Source organism: Siccibacter colletis (assembly GCF_000696575.1).
Taxonomy (GTDB): Bacteria; Pseudomonadota; Gammaproteobacteria; order Enterobacterales; family Enterobacteriaceae; genus Siccibacter; species Siccibacter colletis.
In genome coordinates this window covers 136,881-161,376 of sequence record NZ_JMSQ01000008.1, presented here as the reverse complement: position 1 = coordinate 161,376, position 24,496 = coordinate 136,881, and the positions used below count along the sequence as shown (strand labels likewise).

Annotated in this window: 22 protein-coding genes; 9 read left to right on the top strand and 13 right to left on the bottom strand. The window is 57.8% G+C overall.

All coding sequences use genetic code 11. The features are described from left to right. Positions 1–162 precede the first annotated feature (162 nt). A complete protein-coding gene (locus ET34_RS0110865) occupies positions 163–1,665 on the top strand; it encodes a M16 family metallopeptidase (protein ID WP_031521967.1) in 1,503 nt (500 codons plus the stop codon). An 83-nt stretch (positions 1,666–1,748) separates the two neighbouring features. Here the strand turns inward: ET34_RS0110865 and kdgK are convergent, their stop codons facing one another. Then, entirely contained in the window at positions 1,749–2,681 is a 933-nt protein-coding gene (kdgK, locus tag ET34_RS0110860) for a 2-dehydro-3-deoxygluconokinase (RefSeq protein ID WP_031521965.1), read from the bottom strand. 227 nt (positions 2,682–2,908) lie between these two features. On the opposite strand from kdgK, the gene pdeH reads away from it, so the two are divergent. Further along, a complete protein-coding gene (pdeH, locus tag ET34_RS0110855) occupies positions 2,909–3,682 on the top strand; it encodes a cyclic-guanylate-specific phosphodiesterase (RefSeq protein WP_031521963.1) in 774 nt (257 codons plus the stop codon). A gap of 61 nt (positions 3,683–3,743) precedes the next feature. After that, on the top strand, positions 3,744–5,798 hold the full coding sequence (locus ET34_RS0110850; RefSeq protein WP_031521961.1) for an AsmA family protein: 2,055 nt from the start codon (positions 3,744–3,746) through the stop codon (positions 5,796–5,798). Between the two features lie 94 nt (positions 5,799–5,892). Here ET34_RS0110850 and ET34_RS0110845 read toward each other — a convergent pair whose 3' ends face one another. The 3 genes from ET34_RS0110845 to ET34_RS0110835 form a co-directional block, all read right to left on the bottom strand. Next, positions 5,893–7,218: an MFS transporter gene (locus ET34_RS0110845; RefSeq protein ID WP_031521959.1), complete on the bottom strand. Its 1,326-nt coding sequence runs from the start codon at positions 7,216–7,218 to the stop codon at positions 5,893–5,895. A 273-nt stretch (positions 7,219–7,491) separates the two neighbouring features. Continuing rightward, positions 7,492–8,526, bottom strand: a complete 1,035-nt coding sequence (gene yhjD / locus ET34_RS0110840; RefSeq protein ID WP_031521958.1) for an inner membrane protein YhjD — start codon at positions 8,524–8,526, stop codon at positions 7,492–7,494. A gap of 48 nt (positions 8,527–8,574) precedes the next feature. Beyond that, the gene (locus tag ET34_RS0110835) at positions 8,575–9,477 is read right to left on the bottom strand and encodes a LysR family transcriptional regulator (RefSeq protein ID WP_031521957.1); all 903 of its coding nucleotides are present in this window, start codon (positions 9,475–9,477) and stop codon (positions 8,575–8,577) included. 118 nt (positions 9,478–9,595) lie between these two features. On the opposite strand from ET34_RS0110835, the gene ET34_RS0110830 reads away from it, so the two are divergent. After that, a complete protein-coding gene (locus ET34_RS0110830; protein WP_031521955.1) occupies positions 9,596–10,354 on the top strand; it encodes an SDR family NAD(P)-dependent oxidoreductase in 759 nt (252 codons plus the stop codon). 38 nt (positions 10,355–10,392) lie between these two features. Here the strand turns inward: ET34_RS0110830 and ET34_RS0110825 are convergent, their stop codons facing one another. Then, a complete protein-coding gene (locus ET34_RS0110825; protein ID WP_031521954.1) occupies positions 10,393–10,791 on the bottom strand; it encodes a YdeI family stress tolerance OB fold protein in 399 nt (132 codons plus the stop codon). 89 nt (positions 10,792–10,880) lie between these two features. Further along, positions 10,881–11,408, bottom strand: a complete 528-nt coding sequence (locus tag ET34_RS0110820) for a GNAT family N-acetyltransferase (protein WP_031521952.1) — start codon at positions 11,406–11,408, stop codon at positions 10,881–10,883. Positions 11,409–11,730: 322 nt separating this feature from the next. Here ET34_RS0110820 and ET34_RS0110815 point away from each other — a divergent pair, with 322 nt between their 5' ends. Continuing rightward, positions 11,731–13,326 (top strand): STY4199 family HEPN domain-containing protein, encoded by a 1,596-nt coding sequence (locus tag ET34_RS0110815; RefSeq protein WP_031521950.1) that lies wholly within the window; start codon positions 11,731–11,733, stop codon positions 13,324–13,326. Positions 13,327–13,352: 26 nt separating this feature from the next. Here the strand turns inward: ET34_RS0110815 and ET34_RS0110810 are convergent, their stop codons facing one another. The 5 genes from ET34_RS0110810 to ET34_RS0110790 form a co-directional block, all read right to left on the bottom strand. Beyond that, positions 13,353–13,730 (bottom strand): hypothetical protein, encoded by a 378-nt coding sequence (locus ET34_RS0110810; RefSeq protein WP_031521948.1) that lies wholly within the window; start codon positions 13,728–13,730, stop codon positions 13,353–13,355. Continuing rightward, entirely contained in the window at positions 13,724–14,167 is a 444-nt protein-coding gene (locus ET34_RS0110805) for an RrF2 family transcriptional regulator (RefSeq protein WP_031521947.1), read from the bottom strand. The genes ET34_RS0110810 and ET34_RS0110805 overlap by 7 nt, the downstream gene beginning before the upstream one ends. 105 nt (positions 14,168–14,272) lie before the next feature. Further along, the gene (gene gorA, locus ET34_RS0110800; protein ID WP_031521945.1) at positions 14,273–15,625 is read right to left on the bottom strand and encodes a glutathione-disulfide reductase; all 1,353 of its coding nucleotides are present in this window, start codon (positions 15,623–15,625) and stop codon (positions 14,273–14,275) included. A gap of 97 nt (positions 15,626–15,722) precedes the next feature. Continuing rightward, positions 15,723–16,565 (bottom strand): 23S rRNA (adenine(2030)-N(6))-methyltransferase RlmJ, encoded by an 843-nt coding sequence (locus ET34_RS0110795; protein ID WP_031521943.1) that lies wholly within the window; start codon positions 16,563–16,565, stop codon positions 15,723–15,725. A gap of 101 nt (positions 16,566–16,666) precedes the next feature. Continuing rightward, positions 16,667–17,143: a hypothetical protein gene (locus ET34_RS0110790; RefSeq protein WP_152548383.1), complete on the bottom strand. Its 477-nt coding sequence runs from the start codon at positions 17,141–17,143 to the stop codon at positions 16,667–16,669. Between the two features lie 182 nt (positions 17,144–17,325). On the opposite strand from ET34_RS0110790, the gene prlC reads away from it, so the two are divergent. Both prlC and rsmJ read left to right on the top strand, forming a co-directional pair. Continuing rightward, positions 17,326–19,368, top strand: a complete 2,043-nt coding sequence (prlC, locus tag ET34_RS0110785; RefSeq protein WP_031521939.1) for an oligopeptidase A — start codon at positions 17,326–17,328, stop codon at positions 19,366–19,368. Positions 19,369–19,376: 8 nt separating this feature from the next. Then, positions 19,377–20,129, top strand: a complete 753-nt coding sequence (gene rsmJ, locus ET34_RS0110780; protein WP_031521938.1) for a 16S rRNA (guanine(1516)-N(2))-methyltransferase RsmJ — start codon at positions 19,377–19,379, stop codon at positions 20,127–20,129. A gap of 53 nt (positions 20,130–20,182) precedes the next feature. Here rsmJ and uspA read toward each other — a convergent pair whose 3' ends face one another. Continuing rightward, complete coding sequence (gene uspA, locus ET34_RS0110775) at positions 20,183–20,620, bottom strand: universal stress protein UspA (protein ID WP_031521937.1); 438 nt, start codon at positions 20,618–20,620, stop codon at positions 20,183–20,185. A gap of 384 nt (positions 20,621–21,004) precedes the next feature. Between uspA and uspB the strand changes: the two genes are divergently transcribed. Beyond that, a complete protein-coding gene (uspB, locus tag ET34_RS0110770; RefSeq protein WP_031521936.1) occupies positions 21,005–21,340 on the top strand; it encodes a universal stress protein UspB in 336 nt (111 codons plus the stop codon). 51 nt (positions 21,341–21,391) lie between these two features. On the opposite strand, the gene pitA is transcribed toward uspB, so the two are convergent. Next, positions 21,392–22,894: an inorganic phosphate transporter PitA gene (gene pitA / locus ET34_RS0110765; RefSeq protein ID WP_031521935.1), complete on the bottom strand. Its 1,503-nt coding sequence runs from the start codon at positions 22,892–22,894 to the stop codon at positions 21,392–21,394. A gap of 230 nt (positions 22,895–23,124) precedes the next feature. Here pitA and ET34_RS0110760 point away from each other — a divergent pair, with 230 nt between their 5' ends. Next, positions 23,125–24,324, top strand: a complete 1,200-nt coding sequence (locus ET34_RS0110760) for a BaiN/RdsA family NAD(P)/FAD-dependent oxidoreductase (protein ID WP_031521934.1) — start codon at positions 23,125–23,127, stop codon at positions 24,322–24,324. Positions 24,325–24,496 lie beyond the last annotated feature (172 nt).

Genomic DNA, 24,496 nt, shown 5'->3' with positions numbered 1-24,496 from the left:
AACGTGCGTTACGCGACGTTCCCCGCAGTTTTTTCTCTGTCCGGCGCGACGTTTTAAGTAATGCGCGGTCTAATCGATGTTGAAACGCTGATACAGACGAGCCGGCAGTGCGGTCGGTCGGCTGTTTGAATTATTTAACCAGGAATGTTTTCAGGGGTTCACATGCAGGGCACAACCATTCGACTTTTAGCAGGCAGTTTGCTGATGATGGCGGCAGTCGGTCATGTGCAGGCGGAAGCGCTCCAGCCCGATCCGGCATGGCAGGAAGGCGCGCTGGATAATGGCCTGAAATGGCAGGTGCTGGCAACGCCGCAGCGCCCCGGCGATCGGATTGAGATCCGTCTGGTTGTGAACACTGGTTCCCTGCTTGAAAGCACGCAGCAAAGCGGCTTCAGCCACTTTATCCCTCGCCTGGCAATGACCCAGCCCGGTAGCCTCTCTGAGGTGCAGGCGCGCTCGCTGTGGCAGCAGAGCGTCGATCCGAAACGTCCGTTACCGCCTGCCATTGTGTCGTACAACTACACCCACTTTAATCTCAGCCTGCCGAACAACCGCACCGATCTGTTAAAAGAGTCGCTGTCATGGCTGGCGAGCAGCACCGGCAATCTGAATATCACCCCTGAGAGCGTAAACCAGGCGCTGGCCGCGCCGGAAAGCGTGGCGACCTGGCCTGTCGATACCAAAGACGCCTGGTGGCGCTACCGCCTGAAGGGCTCGCCGCTGTTAGGGCACGACCCGGCCGAGGAGCTGAAGCAGCCGGTGGACGTTGAGCAGCTGAGCGCGTTTTACCAGAAGTGGTACACCCCGGATGCCATGACGCTCATCGTGGTGGGTAACGTTGACAGCCGCAGCGTGTCGGAGCAAATCAATAAAACCTTCGGCAGCCTGAAGGGAAAACGTGAAAGCCCGGCACCGATGCCGACGCTCTCACCACTGCCGCACGATGCGGTGGCTATTCTGACGGACGCAGTGCGTCAGGACCGATTGTCGATTATGTGGGATACCCCGTGGCAGCCGATCCGCGAATCCGCAGCGCTGGAACGCTACTGGCGTGCCGATCTGGCGCGCGAGGCGCTCTACTGGCACGTGCAGCAGAACCTCGGCAAGAACAACGTCAAAGATTTGCAGCTCGGGTTTGACTGTCGCGTGCTGTTCCAGCGCGCCCAGTGCGGCATCAACATGGATTCGCCGACCGACAAGCTGAACAACAACCTGGCGCTTATCGCCCGTGAGCTGGTCAACGTGCGTACCAACGGCCTGCAGCAGGAAGAGTTTGATGCGCTGATCGCGCAGAAAAACGTGGAGCTGCAGAAGCTGTTTGCCACCTACGCCCGTACCGACACCGATGTGCTGATCGGCCAGCGTCTGCGTTCCCTGCAAAATCAGGTGGTAGATATTGCGCCGGAGCAGTATCAGAAGCTGCGTAAAAAATTCCTCAGCGGTTTAACGCTGGAGATGCTGAACCAGGATCTGCGCCAGCAGCTCTCCCAGGAAAAAGCGCTGGTGCTGCTGCAGCCGGTGGGCGAGCCGGAGTACAACATGAAGGATTTGCAGGCGACCTGGGACGGGATTATGACGCCCGAGCCGCCGCAGCCAGCCAGCGTGGAAGAGCATCCGGAGGAGCACCCGGAAGAGGCGACGGAGACCCCGCCCGCACAGAACTAAAAAAAGCCCCTCGATGAGGGGCTTTTTACTGAGCGCGTAGAGTGGGTAAGCGCATCCACCTCTGGATACGCTGGAGCCTGCCGTTACTGCGGCATTGCCTCACGCGGAATGATCGCCCCGCGATACTGGATCACGGTGCTGGCGGTCAGATGCCCGCGCTTTGCGGCATCTTCAGCGCTGCCGCCGGTCAGGCGCACCGCCAGATAACCGGCGCTGAAGGAATCGCCCGCTGCGGTGGTGTCGATTACCTTCTCCTTCGGCAGTTTCACCGCCGGCACCTCCAGCTTCTCTTCACCCGCGACCGACACGATGCACGACTCCGCCCCGCGTTTGATCACCACTTCCGCCACGCCAGCGGCATGGGTGCGGGCAATCACGTCGTCTACTGGCTTTTCGCCCCACAGCGCGTCTTCGTCATCCAGCGTCAGGAAGGCGATATCGGTACAGGTCAGCACCTGCTGATACACCTGCTGCGTCTCTTCTTTGCTGGCCCACAGGCGCGGACGATAGTTGTTGTCAAAAATGACCTTGCCGCCGTTGGCGCGGCAGGCTTTCAGCAGTGCAATCAGACGCGTGCGGCTCTGCGGATTGAGGATCGCGAGGCTGATGCCGCTCAGGTAGAGATAGTCGTAGTGCGCCAGCTCCGCACAGATAGCTTCAGACTGTTCGCTTTCCAGCCAGAAACGGGCTGCGGCTTCGTTACGCCAGTACCAGAAGGTGCGCTCGCCGCTGCTGTCAGTTTCGATGTAGTACAGCCCTGGCAGACGGTTCTCCAGACGCTGTGTCAGATCGGTCTGCACGTTCTCGGCATGCCAGGCATCCAGCATCTGCTGGCTGAAGCTGTCCTCGCCCAGCGCCGTCACGTACTGCACTGCCAGCGCCGCGGCATCCACCTGACGAGCGATATAAACGGAAGTGTTAAGCGTGTCGCCGCCAAAGCCACGGCTAAGCTCGGTGCCTTTCTGCGACAGTTCGATCATGCATTCGCCGATCACGGCAATCTTCTTTTCAGACATAGTGGGGAACCTGACTAAAATATTGAGCGAGGAATCAGACTACTATATGTGAGCCAGAGTTTCTAAAACAGCGTTTCGAAAAGTTATTGCGTTAAAGCGTGATCCAGCACAGTAACCGCGTCTTCAGGGCGGAAATAGGGGATGTCGGGGACATAAAGTTATCAGGGCGTGCGCCGATAACCTTATGACCATTCCAGGTTGTTCACAGGACACGCAGGGCGCTTAGCATGAATTTAATCCCCGTAACGCAGCGGCTGACTATGCCCGGGGCAAATATTGAAAGCCTCGAGGAGCTACGCTTCTGGCTTCAGTGTGTCCGCAATTATGCTTACCAGCCCATCTATAAAACCGATGGCCGCCTGATGGCCGTTGAGCTGCTGACTATCGTTACCCATCCGGATAACCCGTCGCAGCGCATAGCGCCAGACCGCTATTTCTCATCGGTACCGGTGCGCCACCGCGTGCTGGTGGTGGAGGAGCAGCTGCGGATGCTCACGTTGCGCAGCCACTTTTTCCTGCGCCACGGCATTCTGGCCTCGGTAAACGTTGACGGTCCGACGCTGCTGGCGATGCGCGGCCAGCCAAAGGTGAGCAAGCTGATTGAAAACCTGCCGTGGGTACGCTTTGAGCTGGTGGAGCACATCAGCCTGCCGCAGGATTCTACCTTTGCCTCGATCAGTGAGTTTGGCCCAATCTGGCTGGATGACTTCGGCACCGGCATGGCGAACTTCTCCGCGCTGAGCGAAGTGCGCTACGACTACATTAAAGTCGCGCGCGAACTGTTTATGATGCTGCGTAAGACCCCGGAAGGGCGCAATCTGTTTATCCTGCTACTGCAGCTGATGAACCGCTACTGCCAGGGCGTCATTGTCGAAGGCGTCGAAACCGTAGAAGAGTGGCGCGATGTGCAGGTCTCTCCCGCACACGCTGCGCAGGGCTATTTCCTGTCGCGCCCGGTTCCGTTTGATAACCTGGAAAATGTGCTGATCAACCTTCTCTGAATGCCGTTTGCCTTTCCCTCAACTATCTTTACTGAAGGTAGTTAAATCAGGACGTAAAGGCATGACAAGAACAGGCAAGATAGCAGGCACCGTAACCGGGATTTTATTGTTGCTGGTCGTCATCATAGTTGTGGTGATTGCGACATTTGACTGGAACCGGCTCAAACCGACCATCAACCAGAAAGTCTCCGCTGAATTAAACCGGCCATTCGCCATTCGCGGCGACCTCGGCGTAGTCTGGGCGCGTCAGAAAGAGGAAACCGGCTGGCGCAGCTGGGTGCCGTGGCCGCACATTCACGCAGAAGACATCATTCTCGGCAACCCGCCAGACATCCCCGAAGTGACCATGGTGCATCTGCCGCGCGTGGAAGCGACCATCGCCCCGCTGGCGCTGCTGACAAAAACGGTTTATCTGCCGTGGATTAAATTCGTTAAGCCCGACGCCAGGCTGATCCGCCTCGATGAGAAGCACAACAACTGGACCTTCGACCTGGCGGAAAGCGAGGAAAAAGATCCGAATCAGCAACCGTCCTCCTGGTCCTTCCAGCTCGACAACATTCTCTTTGACCAGGGCCGTATTGCCGTCAATGACGACGTGAGCCGCGCCCAGCTGGAAATTTTTGTCGATCCGCTCGGCAAACCGCTGCCGTTCAATGAAGTTACCGGCAATGAAAAAGCCGACAGCAAGGTGGGTGATTACGTGTTTGGCCTGAAAGCGCAGGGGCGCTATAACGGCCAGCCGCTCACCGGCACCGGCAAAATCGGCGGGATGCTGGCGTTGAAAAATGAAAGCACGCCGTTCCCGGTACAGGCGGATTTCCGCTCCGGCAATACCCGCGTCGCCTTCAGCGGCACGGTGAATGATCCGATGAACATGGGCGGCGTGGATTTACGCCTGTTGTTCTCCGGCGATTCGCTGGGCGAGCTGTATGAACTGACCGGCGTACTGCTGCCAGATACCCCGCCGTTCGAAACCAACGGCCGGCTGGTGGCGAAAATCGACAGCGATAAAGGCTCGGTGTTCGACTACCGCAACTTCAACGGCAAAATCGGCGACAGCGACATTCACGGTTCGCTGACCTACAGCCAGGGTAAACCGCGTCCGAAACTGGAAGGCGATCTGGTATCGCGCCAGCTGCGCCTCGCCGATCTTGGCCCGCTGATTGGCGTGGACTCCGGTAAAGACGCGGAGCGAAGCAAAAACGCCGAAGCGAAAAAGGGCGAGAAGAGCAACCAGCCTGCGGGCAAAGTGCTGCCGTATGATCGCTTTGAAACCGACAAGTGGGACGTGATGGACGCCGATGTGCGCTTCAAAGGCCAGCGCATTGAGCACAGCGCCAGCCTGCCGCTCAGCGATCTCACCACCCATATCATCCTGAAGAATGGCGACCTGCGCCTGGAGCCGCTGAAGTTCGGCATGGCAGGCGGCATTATCTCGTCCACCATTCACCTTGAAGGCGATAAAAAGCCGATGCAGGGCAGCGCCAATATTCAGGCCCGTAAGCTAAAGCTTAAGCAGCTGATGCCGGATGTGGAGCTGATGCAGAAAACCCTCGGTGAGATGAACGGCGATGCGGAGATCCGCGGCACCGGTAACTCGGTCGCGGCGCTGCTGGGCAACGGCAACGGCAATATTAAGCTGCTGATGAACGACGGGCTGATCAGCCGCAACCTGATGGAAATTCTCGGGTTGAACGTGGGTAACTTCGTGGTCGGGCAGATCTTTGGCGATGATGAGGTGCGGGTGAACTGCGCGGCGGCGAACCTCAATCTGCAAAACGGCGTGGCGCGCCCGCAGATTTTCGCGTTTGATACCGAAAATGCGCTGATCAACATCACCGGCACCGCCAGCTTCGCCTCCGAGCAGCTTGATTTAACCATCGACCCGGAAAGTAAGGGCGTGCGTATCGTGACGCTGCGCTCCCCGCTCTACGTGCGCGGCTCGTTTAACGACCCGCAGTACGGCGTGAAAGCCGGGCCGCTGATCGCCCGCGGTGCTGTAGCCGCTGCCCTCGGTGCGCTGGTTACTCCCGCCGCCGCACTGCTGGCGCTCATCTCGCCGTCGGAAGGCCAGGAGAACCAGTGCCAGACCATTCTGTCGCAGATGAAGCGCTGATAGTGAAACGCTAAAGTCATAAAAAAAGGCGGCTGCATGATGCAGTCGCCTTTTTTGTAGGGCGGGTAAGCGTAGCGCACCCGCCGGGTAGCGATCAGAGCGCTTTATCGCTGGTTTCGTGAGTCAGCAGCAGGGCGATCAGCGTCAGGGCCGCCATAGCCGCGAGGTAGATCCCCACGTAGAACAGCCCGTAGTGCGACTGCAGCCAGGTGGCGATGTACGGTGCCACTGACGCGCCGAGAATGGACGAGACGTTATAGGAGAACGACGCACCAGTATAGCGTACTTCGGTCGGGAACAGCTCCGGCAGCAGCGCGCCCATCGGGCCAAACGTCAGTCCCATCAGGCTCAGACCAATCAGCAGATACGCCATGATCAGCCCTTCGTTGCCGGAACCCAGCAGCGGCGGAAAGACAAACAGCGCAAAGATGATGATGAGTGAGGTAATGGTGATCATGCTCTTGCGGCGGCCAAAGCGATCCGCCAGCACGCCAGCGATGGGCACCATCACGCCAAAACCAATCACCGCCATCATCAGCATCCACAGCACGTCGTTACGCGGCAGGCCCAGGCCGACCGGTGCAGCCGCGGTGCTGTAGGTCATGCTGTAGACGGTCATGATGTAGAACAGGGTATAGGTCGCCAGCATGATAAAGGTGCCAAGCACGGTAACGCGCACGTGCTTCGTCAACAGCGTTCCCATCGGTACTTTGACCTGCTTCTTCGCCTTCGCAATCTTCGCGAATACCGGGGTTTCATGCAGCGATACGCGGACATAAAGGCCGATCAGCACCAGTACTGCGGAGAAGATAAAGGGTACGCGCCAGCCCCAGCTCATGAACTGCTCGTCGGTCAGCAGCCACGAGAGCAGCAGGAAGGTGCCGTTGGCGAAGAAGAAACCAATCGGTGCGCCGAGCTGCGGGAAGGAGCCGTACAGCGCACGTTTGCCGCGCGGCGCGTTTTCGGTGGCTAACAGCGCCGCGCCGCCCCATTCCCCGCCAAGACCCAGACCCTGACCAAAACGGGCCAGCGCCAGCAGCATGGGCGCGAAAATACCGATCGTTTCATAGCCCGGCAGCAGGCCGATCAGCACCGTGGAAATCCCCATCGTCAGCAGCGAGGCGACCAGCGTCACCTTGCGTCCAACGCGATCCCCGAAGTGACCAAAGACCGCCGAACCAATCGGACGCGCCACAAAGGCGATAGCGAAGGTTGCCAGCGACTGCAGGGTAGCTGCGGTCGGATCGCCCTGTGGGAAGAAGATATGTGGGAAGACGATTACCGCCGCGGTGGCATAGATATAGAAATCGAAAAACTCGATGGCGGTGCCCATTAGCGAAGCGATCAACACCTTGCTGCGTGAATTAGCCGGCGTGCTGTCGTGTTCGTTGTCGAGTGTGGTGGTGGCGGTTGCTTGCATAGACTTTTCTTATATTTTGACGATCGAAAAGCCATATTAGGCATAGCAAAAGCGACATTTCAATGTGTAACAAATCCCGCAGCTGGTCAAAAAACACCCTGAAAGTGGATAATTTTCGTGCCTGCAAAATAGCATCTATGAAATGCTTCACAGATTTTATATTTCAGTGGATAACACCAGGTTTTGGTTAAATAAAAGTTACGGGCTGGATTTATCTGCTGGAAGTGGTCTGGCGGACCGAAAAAGCGACCAGTTTTGCGGCCCGCCAGCGGATTAACGGTGTGCTTTACCCGGCATTTGCGGGTCGTCCTTATACTGCGCGGTGGCGATCCAGGCGGCGCAGAACAGCGTCAGGCGGGCGAAGAAGTAGAAGAATGCCATCAGGCCCAGTACCGAACCGAATGCCGCTCCGGACGGGGAAGACACCAGCGATGGCAGGGTGTAGGTCATGATGATTTTAATCACCTCAAAGCCAATCGCGGCCAGCAGCGTACCGCGCATCAGCGCTTTTTTACGCGGGCGATGGCGCGGCAGACGCCAGAAGATCCAGAAGAACAGCAGATAGTTGGCACAGATGGAGATAGCCAGGCCCAGCACGCGCCACAGCGGTTTCAGCCATTCGATATTATCCAGCCACAGCGCCGAGATAATCAGATGTTGGGCGGCGCCCGACACGGAGGTGATGGTCAGGGTAATGATCAGCGCCACCAGCAGACCAATCAGCGAGATAAAATCGCGCAGGTATTTCATCCAGAACTTCTCTTTGTCCTGATCGGTGCGCTCGAACACCTCACGCGACTGGGCGCGGATCGCTTCGCGCAGGTTGCCCATCCAGTTCACGCCCGAGTAGAGCGCCACCAGCAGACCGACAATCCCTACCGTGGTGCGCTGCTGGATGGCGGTGCTGATGGTGCTTTTCAGGGTGTTGGCCAGCGTCGGGTCGCTGACGTTGCTGAGGATTTTATTGAAGATGTCCTGCAGCAGCGTCGGGTGTGAGGCGAGGATAAAACCCGCCGCCGCGAACGACACCATCAGGATGGGAATCATCGATAAAAACGAGAAATAGGTGATAGCCGCACCGAACTGGTTACCCAGCCGATCGTTAAAACGCTCGGTGGCGCGCAGGAAGTGTGCCACGACCGGCCAGCGCTCGATTTTCTTTACGGTATCGGTAGCGGTTTCAATCACGCCCTGGGGCGGACGGTTCGGTTCACTGGCCCGCTCTTCTTCGGAGGTGCGGGTATCAAGTTGAGCGACGGGTTTGTAATCGAGATCCTGCGTCGGGCGTTTTTCGTTTTCGGGGGTCATCCGGTCCCTGTTCCTTCTTTTTTGGTGCGTTTTGTAAAGTATAGACCGCTACGAGTCGACGTAATCCTTCATCGCGTCGGTCAGCCACTCCATGAACAGATGGACGCGGCGCGACAGGTTGCGCCGGTGCGGGTAGATCAGCGAAACCGGCATCGGTTCGGCGCGATACTGCGGCAGGATCTCCACCATGGTTCCGCTACGCAGCGCCTCACGCACCCCGGTGCGCGGCACCTGAATAATGCCGAGCCCGGCCAGACAGGCGGCATGATAGGTTTCAGTGCTGTTAACCGTCAGCACACCGCCGGTTTTCACCCAGCGCGTCTCGTTATTGCTGAAGATCTCAAAGCCCTGCGGGCGCACGCCGAGGTTGAGCGCATAGTGCACCAGCGCGTGCGAGGCCAGATCGTCCGGCGTCTGCGGGTAGCCGAAGCGCTCCAGATAGCCGGGGCTGGCGCAGTTGATGACGGTCAGCTTACCGAGCGGGCGCGCCACCAGCCCGGAATCCCGCAGTGTGCCGACGCGCACCACGCAGTCAAAGCCTTCGCGCACCACGTCCACCATCCGGTCGCTGCTGCTGAGTTCCAGTTCAATACCGGGATACTGCTGCAAAAAGGCCGGCAGGCGGGGAATGAGCACATTCTTTGCGACAGCCACCGAGGTATCCACGCGCAGCCGCCCGCTGATGCTGGCGGGATCGTGAAGAAACAGTCCGTCCAGCTCGTCGAGATTAGCGAGCAGATCCCGGGCGCGTTCGTAATAAACCATGCCGTCCTGGGTGAGCTGCACCCGTCGGGTGGTGCGGTGGAGCAGGCGCGTGCCGAGGTGCGTTTCCAGCGCCTGGATCTGGCGCGATACGCTACCTTTAGGAAGGCCGAGGGTGTCTGCCGCACGGGAAAAACTCTCCAGTTCGGCGACCCGCACGAAAAGCTGCATTGCGTGAATTTTATCCATCGTTTCACCGGATTGTTGTCATAAATGAAACAGTGATGCTCATCAGGCTGCCTTTATTGATTTTGTATCAGCTAATAAGCTCATCAGCAATCATCACAACACCAAAAACGAGGTTTCTATGTCACAACGTATCGCAATCGTAACGGGTGGAAGTCGCGGTTTAGGGAAAAACGCAGCGCTGAAGCTGGCGGAACGTGGAACCGGGGTCATCATTACCTGGAACAGCCGCGAGCAGGAAGCCAGGGACGTTGTTCGCGAACTGGAGCTAAAAGGCGTTAAGGCGGCAGCTTTAAAACTGAACGTCGCCGAAAGTGCAGGATTCAGTGATTTCGTACAGCGTGTGAAGGAGACGCTGAAAGAGGTGTGGCAGCGCGACAGCTTTGATTATTTACTGAACAACGCCGGGATTGGTATCAATACGCCGTTTGAACAGACCAGCGAGCAGCAGTTTGACGAGCTGGTAAACATTCATGTTAAAGGCCCGTTCTTCCTGACCCAGCAGCTGCTGCCGTTGATGAAAGATGGTGGACGTATTCTCAACGTCTCCTCCGGGCTGGCACGTTTTGCCCTGCCGGGATACAGCGCCTACGCCGCGATGAAAGGGGCGATGGAAGTGCTGACGCGTTATCAGGCGAAAGAGCTGGGCGCGCGCGGGATTTCGGTCAACATCATTGCGCCAGGCGCTATTGAAACCGACTTTGGCGGCGGGATGGTACGCGATAATCATCAGGTGAATCAGCATATTGCCTCCCAGACGGCGCTGGGCCGTGTGGGTCTGCCGGATGACATCGGCAACGCGATGGCCGCGCTGTTAAGCGATGAGCTGGCGTGGATGAATGCGCAGCGTGTGGAAGTGTCAGGCGGGATGTTTATCTGAAAACAGGGGATACAAGGGCGACCTTGTATCCCGTTTCATTACTGTTTCTGGAAGTGGGTGACGCGTACCTGAGGCGGCTGGTGTTTTTTATCCAGCGAACCGCTGAAGCGCACCAAATCGTCCGGGCTGAACTGTTTGCCCTGGAAGACAGCTTCCGGGATCATCACGTCGATTTCGCCGGTCCGGTCCTGGAAGCGATACACATCGTTGCCCAGTTTTTTAGTGATGTTACCGTGCAGGGTGACCGTGGCGCCGTCATGCATGGTTTTCGCATGCTCAACGTTCATGGTACGGGCATCTTCGATGCCGCGATAACCGTCATCCAGCTTGTGGGGCGGCGGCGGCGCTTTGTCTTCCTGCAGGCCGGGTTTATCTTCAGCCAGCGCGGGAGAGGACACGCACAGCGCCAGTAGCGAGGCAAGAATCGCTTTTTTCATAAAGACTCCTTATGCATTGGCGTAGCTTTAAGCCTGGCACAAAGCACGGAACAGCGACCGGTTTTGAGAACAGTCCGGCGCTAAAAATGTCAGCGAAACTCGTGTCTTAGCAGACCAAACAGCCAGTCATCATGCCATTTTTCATGCAGCCACCAGCTCTCCCGCAGCGTACCTTCCTGCCGAAAACCGATTTTTATCAAAAGATTACGTGAAGCCTCATTGCCTGCCGTGACGGTGGCGCTGAGCTTGCGTATCCCGCCTTCGCGAAAGGCGTAGCGGCACACCGCGCGCAGGGATTCATAGCCGTACCCCAGCCCCTGCCAGGCTGGGTCGAGCAGAAACCCCACTTCCGCCAGATCGCTGTCGCGGTGAATATAACCGGTGACCCCCACCGGCGAGCCGCTCTCTTTATCGCGCATCAGCAGGCACAACCAGTGCGCCGCACCCGGTTGCCAGGGCGGCAGACGGGTGGTGAACGCCTCGCGGATAAAGGTTTCCGGCAGCGGATCGGCAATAAACTGCATTACTGCCGGGTTCTGCTGGAGTTGCAAAAAGAACGGCCAGTCGTCGGCGGTGATTTGCTGATAGGTCAGGCGGTCGGAGTCGGGTAGTTGCATGGTGTGCTCCTGAATTTTTCTGCCAGATGTAGCCTGAAATCCACCGCTGCGCCAGCACTTTATCAGGCAGATTGATTAGCATCGCTGGGGAATTGCGAGAAACGCGCGACCAAAGCGAAATTGCCTGGTGTGTAATGCCAAAAGCACGCGGCTTGTGCGTAAAAGCACTGATTTATCGGCTCTTTTGATTGTGTCACTGTTCTTTATTATTGGTTCAGCTATGTTTTATGCGCCGTCATTAGCGGCAAAAAAATCAGTAACAACAGCAGCGGGGCAATCCCGCGCGGGCCACCGGCCCGGGTTTTTTATCGACAGGATAATCATGACGCGTTCTGCACAGCCGTTGGTTCGTGTGAATTTCGAGATCTGCCTCGGCATTATTCGCCAGGCAGCGGTTGAGATTTTGATGCTGCTTAATATTCACGCTGCGGAAGGCAAAGATCCGCGCTGGTTTCTGGAGCAGCTGGAAGTGGCACGCCTGAACCTCGGCAACTGGGCCGCGGTGGCGCGCCGTCTCAACCTCAACGATGCGGAAATGTCGCAGTTCACCATTCAATTGCGCCACCTGCAGCAGCAGGTGCCGGGCTATGAGAGCGGGCAGGACGTCAGCACCAATCAGATGATCGCCGCGCTGCGCTTTGTCTCTACGCTGGAGCAGCTCAAGGAAAAGCAGCCGCTGCTGCACTACAGCACCGCGCTGGATAGCCACGCCGATGCGCCGCAACAGGACGCGAAAAAGCAGATCCGCGCTCTGGAATTGATGATGCGTGGCCTTATCAACCGCGCATGGCCGGATCAGTCCCAGCTGCTCCACCACCTGAAAACGCTGTTTGGCGCGGATAAGGTGCGGCGCTGGGTCAAAATGTCGGAGAAGGGCGACGTGCTGAGCGGCATGTTGTTCAGCGAACTGGCGCTGCTGCTGGTGGATAAAAAAGAGTACGCCCGTCACTACGCCGGTATTTTCCAGAGCGCGGCCTCGCTGGGATTTCTTATCGAACCGCGTAAAACCCTGCAGGCGTTTCTCGACGACGTGCGTCAGTATCGCAACGCGTTACTCAGCGAGCAGCCGCTCACTCTGACCCAGACCACGCTGCTCGACAGCTATTTCGATGAGATCGCCTCCCCGGTACAGCGCGCTTACAACGAGGGGCGCACCAGCGTTAATCCCGCTGCGCTGCTGGCGGTGGATGACAGCGCCCTCACCGAATTTCTCGACTATGCCCGCCAGAAAAATGACATGGTTGGCGGCGACATTTTTGACGTGCGCAGCGGTATCGACCGTCCAGAAAAAATCAACGCGCGTAGCCAGGAGGAGCGTCGCCAGCTGATCTATGGCGCGCTGTGGGGCGCGGTAGGCATTGTCGTCATCACCATCGCCATCGGCGCGCTGATGATCGCCGGGGAAGCGACCACTCCGCCAGCACCCGCCACGACGAAAAATATCCTCAGTGCGGAGGCCAGCTCTCAGCACACCACTACCACCAACGCCCGTGACGTGCTGGCCAGCATGGGCATTCGCTGGGATGAAAACAGCCTGCGTTCAGCCATCGAGCGCGACGACAGCAAGGTCGCGCGTCTGTTCTTACAGGGTGGCATGGAGTGGAAAGTCTCCTGGACCGAGCAGGTGCTGGCGAATGACAACAATCAGACGCTCACCATGCTGCTCAACTATCGTCCGCAGATGAATGAGCTGAAGCCGTGTCGGCGCATGATCAGCACGATTGGCCACGCGATGGCCCAGGGCGAACCGCTGAACGCACTGCGCAAACAGTATCTGCGCGCCTTTTGTACCACGCCCGCGGTGGTAAAGCGGCAGAAACATGAGATGGAGCTGGCTCAGCAACGCGAGTTGGCTGGCGGCGATATCGAGAAGAAGTGGGCCGGCATTCAAAAAGCGATCTACCGGGTGATTGAATAGCGGGGCGCTGGCCCCGCCCGTAACGATTACTCGTGCGGTTGCAGATGGATCTGGGCGTCGTGCTTCATCACGTGGGTTTTTATCGCGGCCTGGAACACCTTAAACATCACGCCGTTGATGAAGGTCGCCAGCGTCAGGGTGACAAACGCCGTCATGATCCAGTCAATCACCACCACGCCGCTTTGCAGCAGCAGCGGATGGTAGACCAGCATGCCGGCAAACACGACCCAGTGACTCATGCAGTAGAAGCAGTGAAACAGATGACCCAGCATCGCGTTCTTCTTCGCGGTCCAGGCGCGCAGCGGGGCAAAAAGTTCGGTCTGGGTAATGGTCATGGAGATACTGCCGGAAGCCAGCGCAATAAGGATGCACTCCGGCAGGGCTGAAGCAAGTGCGGTTACCATGGGGCTTTTCCTTCTCTGTCAAAATAACCAATGAATTCATCGCTGATATCCTGCAGGGTCAGGGCTTTGAACCTGTCGAGGATCAGCGTTTCCGCGGCCAGCAGCGTGCCGTCCATCGCCCGGTTCACCCCTTTTTCGATAAGACAGGCGGGATTGTCGTTGCGATTGCCGATGGCAAACAGCGAGGGCGAACCCAGCGCAGCGTAAATTTCATACAGCGTGATGCTGTTTATCGGGCGGCACAGCTTCCAGCCGCCGTGATGACCTTTGATTGAACACACAATGTTGTTTTCCCGCAGGCCCGCAAGGATCTTGCGAATGAACGCCGGATTGCTGTCGGTGAAGGCTGACATCTGTTCAGAGGTCAGCAGCGTGCCCGCCTTCTCAAGGTGCAGAAGGAGATGCAGGGTAACGGAGAATGAGTTATTTGCTTTCATGTAATTTAAAATATTACATGAGTTGGACGCGCGCAAGATCTTTTCTGGGGAGCGTGAGCAGAACGTAACAGGCAAAAAAAAGCCCCTCGGCGAGGGGCTTGATAATCAGCGCATGGTGACAAACTCTTCTGCGGCGGTAGGGTGTATCGCCACGGTGTTGTCGAAGTCTTTCTTGGTGGCACCCATTTTCAGCGCCACCGCGAAGCCCTGCAGCATCTCGTCCATTCCGGCACCGATGCCGTGGATACCAACGATTTTTTCCTCTTTACCCACGCACACCAGCTTCATGCGGCACGGCTGGCGATGGGAGGTAACGGCGGTGTACATCGCGGTGAATGACGAGCGATAGATCTTCACGTTGTCATCGCCGTACTGCTCGCGCGCCTGAGGTTCAGTCAGGCCAACGGTACCGATCGGCGGGTGGCTGAAGACCACGGTCGGAACGTTGTTGTAGTCCAGATGCTCTTCCGGCTTGTTGTTGAACAGGCGCTCGGAGAGGCGGCGACCCGCAGCAACCGCCACCGGCGTCAGCTCAACGGCGCCGGTATTGTCGCCCACAGCATAGATGCCAGGTACGTTAGTATTCTGGAACTTATCGACGACGATGTAGCCTTTTTCGTTCGTTTTTACCCCGGTAACTTCCAGGTTAAAGGTGTCCGTCGCTGGCTCGCGGCCAATGGCCCACACCAGGCAATCCACGGTAAAGGTACGATCGTCTTCCAGCGTCAGGGTCAGGCTGCCGTCGCTGTTTTTCACCACCGATTTCGGCGTCGCTTCGGTTTGCAGCGTCGGGCCTTCCGCCATCATCACTTCTTTCAGGGTCTCGGAAAGCATCGGATCGAAGCTGCGCAGCGGCGAGTGTTTACGCACAAACAGGTGCGTCTCGGCACCCAGCGCATTCACCACGCCCGCCAGTTCGACAGCGATATAGCCGGCACCCACGACCGCGACGCGCTTCGGCAGCGCTGGCAGCTCAAAGAAGCCGTCGGAGTCGATACCGTATTCGGCACCCGGAATATCCGGATGGCTCGGACGCCCGCCGGTGGCGATCAGGATATGGTCGGCGGTGATGGTTTCCCCGTTGACTTCCACGGTATGGGCATCCACGAAACGAGCGAAGCCGCGGATCACATCGACGCGGTTTTTACTCAGACCCGTTTCATAGGAGGCGTGAATACGATCGATGTAGGCGCTGCGGCTGGCGACCAGCTTGCTCCAGTCAAAATTATTGACGGTGGTATCGAAGCCGTAGTCCGGGCCGTAGAGGTGAATCGCCTCGGCGATCTGCGCGGCGTGCCACATCACTTTCTTCGGGACGCACCCGACGTTCACGCAGGTGCCGCCAAGCTCTTTGGCTTCAATCAGCGCGCATTTTTGTCCGTACATCGCCGCACGGTTGATGGAGGCGATGCCGCCGCTGCCGCCACCAATGGCGATGTAGTCGTAATGTCTGGTCATGGCCGTTACCTTGATTTGCGTCGAAACAGTAAGCGTAGTGTAAGCGCAGCGGGCCGGAATGTCGGCACGCTGGCGTCTATGATTGCAATCAGCACCCTTATTCCGGTACCACCCAGTTCAGCGTGGTATGCCCGGTACCCGACGGGACCAGTGCTTTATGCAGCCACGGCAGGACCGTTGTCATCTGCTGCTCCAGCTTCCACGGTGGGTTGATAACGATCATGCCGGAGGCGGTCATGCCGCGCTGATCGCTGTCCGGACGCACCGCCAGTTCAATCTGCAGAATGCGGCGAATACCGGTAGCTTCGAGATCTTTCAGCAGGCGCTTGATCTGCGCGCGCAGCACCACCGGATACCACAGCGCGTAGGTGCCAGTGGCAAAGCGTTTGTAGCCTTCGCTGATACCCTGCACCACCGCCTGGTAATCGCTTTTGATTTCATACGGCGGGTCGATGAGGATCAGACCGCGACGCGACGGCGGCGGCAGTTTAGCTTTCAGCTGCTGGTAGCCGTCGGCACGCTCAACGCGGGCGCGACTGTCTTTCTGGAATTCACCGCGCAGCAGCGGGAAATCGCTCGGGTGCAGCTCGGTCAGTTGCAGGCTGTCCTGCTCGCGCAGCAGCTGGCGCGCAATCAGCGGCGAGCCCGGGTAGTAGCGCAGCTGGCCGCTGCGGTTGAAGTGCGTGACCGCGCCAATATAGGCTTCCAGCTCGGCAGGCAGATCGTCGCGCTGCCAGATGCGGGCGATGCCTTCCAGATATTCACCGGTGCGCTCGGCATGCTCGCTGCTCAGCTGATAACGCCCCGCGCCCGCGTGCGTGTCCAGGTAGAGAAAGGGTTTATCTTTCTCTTTTAACGACTCGATAATCAGGCTCTGGACGGTGTGTTTGAGCACGTCGGCGTGGTTGCCAGCGTGGAAGCTGTGGCGGTAACTAAGCATGGCGGGAAGAATTCCGAAGTTGATACAGGTTATTCGACAGTTTACCGCAGTTCGCGATGGATTACCGCCTCAGGCGTGCGCCGGCCTGACGGCAAGCCGCGCTACAGGCTAAAGAGGGTCAGTTTACGCACCTGAGCATTCGGGTTGGCACGCCGCACGGCGGCAAGAAACTCGCTGAAGTTGCGATTGAAAAAGGTGAAGTTGTGCAGGAAGCGCGCCTGATGCGTGTCGCCGTCGATGCACCAGCTCACCGACCAGACGGAACGGTTGTTAATCTGGGTGCTTTCCCGCACCACGGCGGTAATCGCCGCGAGCGGCACCGTCGTTTCGCCCGTTTCCCGAATCTGATAAAAGTTGAGGTCATCAAAATAGTAGTCAGCAGCGTAGCTGCGACTGCTGCCAAAAATGCGCAGCATCGTCGATGCCGTGGAAATTTTTTTCTTGCGACCCGGGGCTTCAACCTGAGCGGTACGCTGGCGTGAAAGATTGCGCTGTCGGTAAGGCAGAATGAAAAACACCATGACGATGAAGATAATTAGCATCGCCGGAAATACGTATTCCAGAAGGACATTGACCATCTTGTTAAGCTGCGCGGCAGGTTGGACACCGGCACAGAATGAACCCACTTTCCTGACAGCGCAATACGCACGGTTGCGTACCGCCTGCCATTGAAATTCACTACACTTAACCCCATGCTAAGACGCACAGGCAAAGCGCTGGAACGCGCGCTACATTCACCCTATTCGACAGGACTGCGCTTATGACCAATCCATTACTCACGCCGTTTGAACTGCCGCCGTTTTCCGCCATTAAACCCGAGCACGTGGTGCCTGCCGTTACAAAGGCGCTGGAAGACTGCCGCGCGCAGGTAGAAGCCGTGGTCGCCAGCGGCGCGCCGTACTCCTGGGAAACGCTGTGTCAGCCGCTGGCGGAAGTAGACGATCGTCTGGGACGCATCTTTTCACCGGTCAGCCACCTGAATTCCGTGCAGAACAGCCCCGAGCTGCGTGAAGCCTATGAGCAGACGCTGCCGCTGCTGTCTGAGTACAGCACCTGGGTCGGGCAGAACGAAGGCCTGTATCAGGCCTACCGCGACCTGCGTGACGGTGAAAACTACAACAAACTCGATACTGCACAGAAAAAAGCAGTGGATAACGCGCTGCGCGACTTCGAGCTGTCGGGCATCGGTCTGCCGCCGGAAAAACAGAAGCGCTACGGCGAAATCGCTGCGCGCCTGTCCGAGCTGGGCTCCACCTACAGCAACAACGTGCTGGATGCGACCATGGGCTGGTCGAAATTGATCGCTGACGAGGCGGAGCTGGCCGGTATGCCGGAGAGCGCGCTGGCGGCGGCCAAAGCCCAGGCGGAAGCCAAGCAGCAGGAAGGCTATCTGCTGACCCTCGACATCCCGAGCTATCTGCCGGTGATGACCTACTGCGAAAACCAGCCGCTGCGTGAAGAGATGTATCGCGCTTACAGCACCCGCGCATCCGATCAGGGGCCGAATGCCGGTAAGTGGGACAACAGCCCGGTGATGGAAGAGATCCTCGCCCTGCGCCACGAGCTGGCGCAGCTACTGGGCTTTGACAGCTATGCCCATAAGTCTCTCGCCACTAAAATGGCGGAGCATCCGCAGCAGGTGCTCGATTTCTTAACCGATCTGGCGAAACGCGCCCGTCCGCAGGGCGAGCAGGAGCTGGCCCAGCTGCGCGACTTTGCGAAGCAGGCCTTCGGTGTGGATGAGCTGCAGCCGTGGGACATCGCGTACTACAGCGAAAAACAGAAGCAGCACCTCTACAGCATCAGCGATGAGCAGCTGCGCCCATACCTCCCGGAGCAGAAAGCGGTCAACGGCCTGTTTGAAGTGGTGAAGCGTATCTACGGCATCACCGCTAAAGAGCGCAAGGATATCGACGTCTGGCACCCGGACGTGCGTTTCTTTGAGCTTTACGACGAGAGCGGTGAGCTGCGCGGTAGCTTCTACCTCGACCTGTACGCCCGCGAACACAAGCGCGGCGGTGCCTGGATGGATGACTGCGTGGGGCAGATGCGTCTGGCAGACGGCTCACTGCAGAAGCCGGTGGCTTATCTTACCTGTAACTTCAACCGTCCGGTGCAGGGCAAACCGGCGCTGTTCACCCACGATGAAGTGATCACCCTGTTCCACGAGTTCGGTCACGGGCTGCACCACATGCTGACCCGCATCGAAACCCCGGGCGTTGCCGGGATCAGCGGTGTGCCGTGGGATGCCGTGGAGCTGCCGAGCCAGTTTATGGAGAACTGGTGCTGGGAGCCGGACGCGCTGGCGTTTATCTCCGGCCACTACGAGACGGGCGAACCGCTGCCGCAGGCGCTGCTTGATAAAATGCTGGCGGCGAAAAACTACCAGGCGGCGATGTTTATCCTGCGCCAGCTGGAGTTCGGGCTGTTTGATTTCCGCCTGCATGCTGAGTTCACCCCGGAACAGGGCGCGAAAATTCTTGATACCCTGGCGGAAATCAAGAAACAGGTTGCCGTGATGCCGGGTCCGTCATGGGGCCGCTTCCCGCACGCTTTCAGCCACATCTTTGCGGGCGGTTACGCGGCGGGTTACTACAGCTATCTGTGGGCCGACGTGCTGGCAGCAGATGCGTATTCCCGCTTTGAGGAAGAGGGCATCTTCAACCGCGAAACCGGCCAGTCGTTCCTCGATAACATCCTGACCCGCGGCGGTTCCGAGGAGCCGATGGAGCTGTTTAAACGCTTCCGCGGCCGTGAACCGCAGCTGGATGCGATGCTGGATCACTACGGCATCAAGGGCTGAGCATTCGCGTGAACATCTGTTTAATTGATGAATCAGGCGCCGGAGACGGCGCCTTATCTGTTCTTGCGGCCCGCTGGGCGCTGGAGCATGACGCAGACAACCCGATGGCGCTGGTGTTAACGCCCTCGCATCTTGAACTGCGCAAGCGCGACGAGCCAAAGCTTGGCGGCATCTATGTGGACTTTGTCGATGGCGCAATGGCGCACCGGCGCAAATTCGGCGGCGGACGCGGCGAGGCGGTGGCGAAGGCCGTGGGGGTTAAGGGCAGCTATCTGCCTGATGTGGTCGATGCGACCGCAGGTCTGGGGCGCGATGCCTTTGTGTTAGCTTCTGTCGGTTGCCGGGTGCGGATGCTGGAGCGTAACCCGGTGGTCGCCGCCTTGCTGGATGACGGGCTGCGGCGCGGGTATGAGGACACGGAAATCGGTCCGTGGCTGCGCGAGCGGCTGACGCTGATCCACGCCTCCAGCCTGACGGCGCTGACCGACATTACCCCGCGCCCGCAGGTGGTTTACCTGGACCCCATGTTTCCCCACAAGCAGAAAAGCGCGCTGGTGAAAAAAGAGATGCGGGTGTTTCAGTCGCTGGTAGGGCCGGATGAGGATGCCGACGGTTTGCTCGAACCCGCACGCCAGTTAGCAACGAAGCGCGTAGTGGTAAAACGCCCGGACTACGCGCCGCCGCTGGCGGAGGTGGCAACACTGAACGCGGTGGTCACCAAAGGACACCGGTTTGACATTTACGCGGGAACGGCGGAGTAGATTATAAAGAAAAGCCCCGCTCAGCGGGGCTTTTTGCATTATTGAGCGAGGCGTTACGCCTCTTCTTCGTCGCGCAGCGGCACAATCAGCATGTCGATGTGCACGGTGTTGATCAGCTGGCGCGCGGAGGACATCAGCTTGCTCCAGAAATCCTGATGATGGCCGCAGACCACCAGATCGACGTCGTATTTCTTGATGGCGTCAACCAGGACCTGACCAAGATCGCCGCTGCCGCTCAGGGTTTCGGTAATCGGATAACCCGCGTTGGTGGAGAGTTCGGTGAGCGCATGGTGCGTCTCTTCAGAGATACGCTTCTGCATGTCGCCCAGGTTGACGTCAATAAGACCGGTATAAAGATCGGAGTAGTTCACATCAACATGAATCAGGGAGATTTTCGCGTTATAAGGGCGAGCCATTGAGACCGCTTTCTCAACCAGCACTTTGCTTTCTGGCGACAGGTCTACTGCGATAAGAATGTGTTGGTAAGCCATAGTGTTACTCCTTCCATAAGTTTTCGATGACCAGAGGAAACGAATAGCGCGTTTGCTGAGCTATTCTCCTTGCCCGCGTCCTGCGTACCACATCGCGCGAACGTCATAACGTAAGGACTTAAATTGTAGAAGATATTTCTACCTTATAGCGCGGCTGTCCGTCCGTCAATTCCGGCCCTCTTGCCCAGGTTAGCGCGACTACATCGTCATTACCTTGATAAGCGTTAACGTTGTGGTAAAAAAATTAACGGATCTCCTACACTATTTAATAAGCCGCTCGGGTAAATAAATGTGAACCCGCTCGACTTTCTGATTTCATTAACGGTCTGGGTAGGGGCGCGTGTCCTGGGGCAACGCGCTGTGGGTGAAAGCCGGGGAGGACATATGATCAGCACTGTCGCGCTGTTCTGGGCTTTATGCATTGTTTGTGTAGTGAATATGGTGCGTTACTACTCATCGCTACGCGCCCTGTTAGTTGTGTTACGCGGGTGCGATCCCTTGCTGTACCAGTATGTCGATGGCGGCGGCTTTTTTACCTCTCACGGTCAGCCCAGCAAACAGGTACGCCTGGTGCGCTATATCTATGCCCAGCGCTACCTTGATCATCACGATGATGAATTTATTCGCCGCTGCGAGCGCGTACGCCGGCAGTTTTTGCTCACCAGCGCCCTGTGTGGGCTGGTGGTGGTGAGTCTGGTTGCGTTGATGATCTGGCATTAGGCAAAAAAAAGCGGGTCCGAAGACCCGCTTATTCTTACCGTACCTTGCTGCTTAGATGAACTGCAGCGAAATCCAGTACAGCAGACCGGAAAGCCCAATCGAGGCTGGCAGGGTGAAGACCCAGGCCATCAGAATGTTAGTCACGGTTTTACGCTGTAAACCACCGCCGTCCACAATCATCGTCCCCGCCACGGAGGAAGAGAGCACGTGGGTGGTGGAGACCGGCATCCCGGTGTAGCTGGCAACCCCGATAGACACCGCGGCCGTCATCTGCGCCGACATACCCTGTGCGTAGGTCATGCCTTTCTTACCGATTTTCTCACCGATGGTGGTGGCAACACGACGCCAGCCGATCATGGTGCCGATACCCAGTGCCAGGGCGACCGCCATAATGATCCAGATTGGCGCATATTCGATGGTGTTCAGCAGGTCACCTTTCAGTTTCTTCAGGTAACGCTGATCTTCCGCCGAAGTGCCGTCCAGCTTCGCGACTTTATCCGAGGTATCCGCGATACACAGCATGATGCGACGCAGCTGGCTGCGCTGCTCCACGCTCAGCTTGTCGTAGCTGTCGTGGTTAGCCAGCAGCGTTTTAGCGCGCTCCAGGGCAACAAACGCCCGGCTCGGGTCGCAGTGGAATTCACGCGTCGTGGTAGTCGCCACCGTCTGTTCCGGCGTCGGGATGACAGGGTCGAGGCCGGTAGCCTGTTTCAGCACGCCAGGATGCTGCTGGAACCAGGTTTCGAGGTTGTTCACTGCGTCACGGGTACGAGTAATGTCGTAGCCCGTGGCGTTCATGTTAACCACGAAGCCCGCCGGCGCGACGCCGATCAGGACCAGCATAATCAGGCCGATGCCTTTCTGCCCGTCGTTCGCACCGTGTGAGAAACTCACGCCGATAGCAGACAGGATCAGGGCGATGCGGGTCCAGAACGGCGGTTTTTTCTTACCGTCTTTCTTTTCACGCTCGGCAGGGGTCAGGTGAATACGGGCGCGTTTTTTCGTGCCGCTCCAGTAGCGACGCAGAATAAACACCAGCCCGCCAGCAAACACCAGACCGACAATCGGAGAGATAATCAGTGAGCCAAAGATATTGATGACTTTTGGAATGTTCAGCGCATCCACCACCGATGTGCCGGTCATCAGCGCATTGGTTAATCCAATGCCGATAATCGCGCCAATCAGGGTGTGGGAGCTGGACGCCGGAAGCCCGAAGTACCAGGTGCCGAGGTTCCAGATGATCGCCGCCAGCAGCATCGAGAACACCATGGCGAGGCCATGAGCGGAACTGACGTTAAGCAGCAGATCGGTAGGGAGCATATGCACAATGGCATAAGCGACGCTTAAACCCCCAAGCAGTACGCCGAGGAAGTTGAACACCGCAGCCATCACGACTGCCAGTTGCGAGCGCATTGCCCGGGTGTAGATCACAGTTGCTACTGCGTTCGCCGTATCATGGAAGCCGTTAATCGCTTCATAAAACAGAACAAATGCCAGAGCAAGCAACAATAACAACCCGGTATGGAGATCCAGGCCGGCAAACAAATGTAGCATAGGACGTTACGCCATTTTGAGGTCATGAACGCGGCGCATTATCCAGGACAAACGTCGCGCGGGCAAAGTGAAATATAGACTTTTTTTGACGATACGATGACAGCTGTCAAAAGATGTAAATAATTATTTCTTTTATATCAACGCGCTAAGCAACATGAAACGATTTCATGCTGGTGTGACCAGAGCGGAATCTTTACAATTCGCAGCCTTAAATATGAAGGGGATTGGGTGTGGAACAGTTTGATGCCGTTGTAATTGGTGCCGGAGCAGCCGGAATGTTCTGCGCGGCGAAGGCCGGGCAGGCCGGTTGTCGGGTGCTGCTGGTCGATAATGGCAAAAAGCCAGGGCGCAAGATCCTGATGTCCGGCGGCGGACGCTGTAACTTCACCAATCTCTATGTCGAACCCGCAGCCTATCTCAGTCAGAACCCGCATTTCTGTAAATCGGCGCTGGCGCGTTACACCCAGTGGGATTTTATCGACCTGGTGGGAAAATACGGCATCGCCTGGCATGAAAAGACCCTCGGGCAGCTGTTCTGCGACGACTCGGCGCAGCAGATCGTCGATATGCTGGTGGCGGAGTGTCAGAAAGGCGGCGTAACCCTGCGCCTGCGCAGCGAAGTGCTGGGCGTGGTGCGCGATGAGGCGGGTTATCTGCTGACCCTGAACGGTGGTGAAGTGCGGGCTAAAAGCCTGGTCATCGCCAGCGGCGGGTTGTCGATGCCGGGCCTCGGCGCGTCGCCGTTTGGTTACAAAATCGCTGAACAGTTTGGCCTGAAGGTGCTGCCGACCCGCGCCGGGCTGGTGCCCTTCACGTTGCACAAGCCGCTGCTGGAACAGCTGAGCGTGATTTCCGGCGTCTCGGTGCCGTCGATCATTACGGCTGAAGACGGTACCCTGTTCCGTGAAAACCTGCTGTTTACCCATCGCGGGCTGTCCGGCCCGGCAGTGCTGCAAATTTCCAGCTACTGGCAGCCGGGGGAGTTCGTGACGGTAAACCTGCTGCCGGACACCGATCTTGACGAGGTGCTCAACGCCCAGCGCAGCGCGCATCCCAACCAGAGCCTGAAAAACACCCTCGCCCAGCATCTGCCGAAGCGGCTGGTGGAGTGCCTGATGCTGCTTCATCCTGAGCAGTTCCCGGATGTGTCACTCAAACAGCTCAACGCGCGCCAGCAGAGCGTGCTGGTAGATGCCCTGCAAAACTGGCGCGTACAGCCGAACGGTACCGAAGGCTACCGCACCGCAGAGGTAACGCTGGGCGGAGTTGATACCCATGAGCTGTCGTCGCGCACCATGGAAGCCCGCAACGTGCCGGGTCTCTATTTTATTGGCGAAGTGGTGGACGTCACCGGCTGGCTGGGCGGCTATAACTTCCAGTGGGCCTGGGCGTCAGCAGCAGCCTGCGCAGAGGCGCTGGCAAGCGCGTAAACTCTCTTGCCCGCCAATTCGCGCGGGCAATACGTTATTTCCCTTCCCATTAATCGCAGTCTACCTCTTTATAATTATTAACCTTTAGTTAATTATGGTTAATGCAGCGTGATTCGTATAACGACGTCGCTATTCATAACGGAATAAGCGTAAAGGTTATGCGGGAATTAAC